The 3,225-nt window shown below is 34.4% G+C and carries 4 protein-coding genes; all 4 read right to left on the bottom strand.

What is annotated here, in order from left to right; translation table 11 throughout:
• Positions 1–109 precede the first annotated feature (109 nt).
• Positions 110–259, bottom strand: coding sequence for a MoaD/ThiS family protein (locus AC1DUW_RS24270; RefSeq protein ID WP_477643666.1), 150 nt, complete (start codon positions 257–259; stop codon positions 110–112).
• A 249-nt stretch (positions 260–508) separates the two neighbouring features.
• Positions 509–1,525 (bottom strand): GTP 3',8-cyclase MoaA, encoded by a 1,017-nt coding sequence (gene moaA, locus AC1DUW_RS24265; protein WP_477643665.1) that lies wholly within the window; start codon positions 1,523–1,525, stop codon positions 509–511.
• Positions 1,526–1,583: 58 nt separating this feature from the next.
• Complete coding sequence (fdhD, locus tag AC1DUW_RS24260) at positions 1,584–2,381, bottom strand: formate dehydrogenase accessory sulfurtransferase FdhD (RefSeq protein ID WP_053346283.1); 798 nt, start codon at positions 2,379–2,381, stop codon at positions 1,584–1,586.
• Between the two features lie 353 nt (positions 2,382–2,734).
• Positions 2,735–3,225, bottom strand: a 491-nt coding sequence (locus AC1DUW_RS24255) for a P-loop NTPase (protein WP_477643664.1), incomplete at its 5' end; no start/stop codon positions are given.

The following is a 3,225-nucleotide window of genomic DNA, read 5'->3' as shown; positions in this document are numbered from 1 at the left end:
GTTCATAATCTTATTATAATACTCTATACGTTTAACCTCAACAATAATATGTGATTTAAACGATAAAATCATCTTTTTTGTTTATACTACATAAAAAATACCGTTCTCTTTATCCTCCGCTTACTGGAGGGATAAATGCAATGATATCTTGATCTTTTATTATTTCATCGTCTGTTACAAAGCTTTCATTTATAGACGTCACTATTTGATTGAAAGAAATTTGCCCCCTTCGTATGCTAAAGATAATTAAATACAGCAAATGTTGTGATCCGTAATAGACTTTATTCTGGGAAAAAAGGACTGACTTACAAAGATTATTAACATACTTTGAAAGTCAGTCTCATTTTCTAAAATAAATTATGTTTCAAGGTATGATTCCAATTATTTGAACAATACAAGAGCGTTAGGTGAATTAAACAAAGATTCCTTATCCACCCTATTTATTAAATGTTTTCAAACCAATTTGAGAATAATGAGACTAGAATTTCTTCTTCACAATTTTTATATTTTAGCCGCCTATATGAGACATTTCTACTTTTGAGCTATTTCTTGAACTATTACCATTTACTCTTTCATCAGAATAGCGATCGCTACGATGATTCCAAATATCAGTAATTTTATTTGTAATCACATCATCCGACTCTTCTGAGCGGAGCAATTGACGAAGATCATATCCTTTTGATGCAAATAAACATGTATATAATTTCCCTTCAGCAGAAACTCTAGCCCTTGAACAGGTCGAGCAAAAAGAATCGGTCACAGATGATATTATTCCAATTTCTTGATCACTGTCTATATACCGGTATCTAGTAGCAACCTCTCCTACATAATTTGGCATAATTTGTTCTAACGGCATGACTTCTCCAATTCGATCTAAAATCTCTTGCTTTGTCATTACTTCTGCCATTCTCCAGCCATTTGAATTTCCTACATCCATATACTCAATAAACCGAAGAGTATGTTTATGCTCTTTAAAATATCTCGCCATTGGAATGAGATCTTGATCGTTTTTCCCTTTTTGAACGACCATGTTTATTTTCACTTTTAGTCCTGCATTAGAAGCTGCCTGAATACCCTCTAAAACTCTCGCAACTTTGCTTCTATTCCCATTTAACTGGTTAAAACATTCATCATCTAAGGAATCAAGACTAACTGTCACCCGTCTTAACCCAGCATTAATTAACTCAGGCGCATACTTTTTAAGAAGAGATCCATTTGTCGTAATGGCAATGTCTTCTACTCCATTAATCAAATTCAAACGATGAATCAATTCAGGAAGATTCTTGCGTAATAGAGGTTCTCCTCCTGTAATACGTATTTTTCTAACACCTAATGAAACAAATATACGGCTCAATCTCTCCATTTCATCAAAAGACAGAATTTTATCAGAGGATAAAAAAGGATAATTAGGTCCAAATATTTCTTCAGGCATGCAATAACGACAGCGAAAATTACAACGATCGGTCACAGATAAACGCAGATCACTCAATGGGCGTTGTAATTTGTCCAATATACCATCTTCCATGTTTTTCTCGTCTCCTCTCTAATATAGAAAACCAACTAAAATTAATGGCAATTATTTCTTACAGTTTCTGTTGAATTCGCTCTGGACATGTATAAATATTCAAAGATTGATTGCGAATAAAACCTACTGTCGTAATCCCTAGTTCTTCTGCTAGCTGTAATGCCAATTCAGTCGGCGCAGATTTTGAAAGAACTACCTCACAACCAATTTTTGCTACTTTCAATAAAATTTCTGAAGATATACGTCCGCTAAAAACAATGATTTTATTTCCAATCGAGATATTATTTTTTAAACAATATCCGTATATTTTATCCAAAGCATTATGTCTTCCTATGTCCATCCGACTTAGCATAAAACCGTTTATATCACAGAGTGCAGCATTATGCACTCCTCCTGTATCTTGGAAAATAGTGGCGGAAATTTGTAAATTATTCATTAAACGAAAACAATCATCTGGCGAGAGCTTGACTCGAATTTCATTCATCTTCTTAGCAGTTAATGCATCGTTAACGAAGACAAACCCTTGTCTGCTCATTCCACAGCATGATGTAATATAGCGCTTGTTCTGGAAATTTTGGTAATAAGGATTCAATTTATCTATTTTCACATGTACATACCCTTCTTTTTCTTGAACCCAAATGTCTTTGATTTCCTCATATTTCCGTATAATTCCTTCAGATGCTAAGTAACCGATAACCATATCTTGAATATATTCGGGTGTACAAACCATCGTAACAAATTCTTGTTCGTTAATTTTTACTGTAACTGGAAATTCCGTAACAATTATATCTTCAGCATTTTCAATATGTCCGTTTGTGAATCTAAGGATTTCCCTTTTCTCCACTGCTGGTTTCATATAGCACCACATCCTTTACATTATATTTTTATCGAAGAATTCTTTCTTTCTTCAATTAGCTTGGTTCCTACTACCTTTCTATTTCTACAGAGGAATAACTAGATATACACCTTGAATCATTTTTGTTGTGGTTTAATGAACCATGTGCAGCCTTGGAGGTTCTTAAAATAAATGTTTTTGTTAGCATAAATACCCATACAAGGATTGAACATTATATATAGAAGAAACTCATCAAAAATAAGCTTTTTTACACTGAATTTTAAAAACACCTCAGTATCTTTATGAGAAAGATTTGATTTACAGGGATACCGCCTTTTCTTCATTGGCAACGAATAATTCTAGATGGTAGATAACTATCCTCTATGAACAAGATCTTGAGCTAAAGATGTAAACATCTCTCCAGTAAGCGAATCTTCATCGTATATACTTGAACCTTTATTTTCCTCACGTTTGGCAAAAGGAATTCTTGCTACTACTTCAGATTGTAGCTGTTGAGCTAGCATATCGCCGCCACCTTTTCCAAAAAGGTAGTTCCTCGAACCATCTTGTTCTTCATAATATGCCATATTTTCAACGATACCTAAGATTTCATGATTGGTATGTTTCGCCATGGCACCTGCTCTTGAAGTAACATAAGAAGCGATATTGTGAGGAGTCGTTACGATAATTTCCTTTGCCTGTGGAATCATGGCAGCTACATCAATGGCTACGTCTCCTGTGCCAGGAGGTAAATCAAGAAGGAGGTAATCCATTTCTCCCCAATGCGTGTTGGTAAGGAAGTTTTGAATCCATTTGTTTAGCATCGGTCCTCGCCACATAACTGGTTTATTATTGTCTGTAAAAC

Source organism: Peribacillus sp. P4_C12, assembly GCF_056402095.1.
This window is presented reverse-complemented; position numbering and strand designations above follow the sequence as displayed.